The sequence below is a fragment of the Ruegeria sp. AP12 genome (assembly GCF_056540025.1).
In genome coordinates, this window is sequence record NZ_JBQFVZ010000160.1 from 1 (window position 1) to 837 (window position 837).

Sequence of the window (837 nt, forward strand, 5' to 3'; positions counted from 1 at the left end):
TCCATCGCGGCGGCGTTATTGCGCAGATCGTCGGCACTCAGGCCGTGCTGGACGAGGGCGATCTGGCGATGATCCGTGGCTTTGCCGTCAACCGCTTCAAAGGCGATGTATCTCTGTTTGATGAAGGACGCGATGATATCGCCTCACGGACCGGCTGGCCTTGCCTGGGTGTTGTGCCATGGTTCCACGATGCCTGGAAGCTGCCCGCCGAGGATATGATGGATATCCGCTCTCATACGGGTGGGGCCTGCAAGGTTGTGGTGCCTCAGCTGGAGCGCATGGCCAATTTCGACGATCTGGACCCTCTGTCGGCTGAGCCCGACGTCAGTGTCGAGATCATTCCCGCAGGCCGTCCTCTGCCCGGTGATGCCGATCTGGTGCTGTTGCCCGGCAGCAAATCGACCATCGGTGATCTGACCTATTTCCGGAAGCAGGGCTGGGATATCGACCTATACGCGCATGTACGCCGTGGTGGTCACGTGCTGGGCCTTTGCGGCGGGTATCAGATGCTGGGGAAAACGATCTCAGACCCCGAAGGCGTGGATGGCCGCCCCGGCACGGTTGAGGGCCTCGGGCTGCTGGACGTTGACACGGTCATGGCGGGCAAGAAACAGGTGACTCTGACCGAGGCCTGCGCCTTGCCAAATCGCGAACCCGTCAGCGGCTACGAGATTCACATGGGCCGCACCGAAGGGCCCGATTGCGCCCGTGCCTGGCTTGAGGTGCAAGGACGCCCTGAAGGAGCAGCCAGTGCCAATGGGCGCATTCTGGGCAGCTATCTGCACGGGATTTTCTCATCCGATGCCTTCCGCGCGCAATACGTATCGCGTTTGGGTG

1 protein-coding gene is annotated in these 837 nt (G+C 61.6%); it reads left to right on the forward strand.

The features are described 5' to 3' along the window. Positions 1-837: cobyric acid synthase (locus ACR0E6_RS21975; protein ID WP_480587332.1), on the forward strand; the 837-nt coding region annotated here is incomplete at both ends.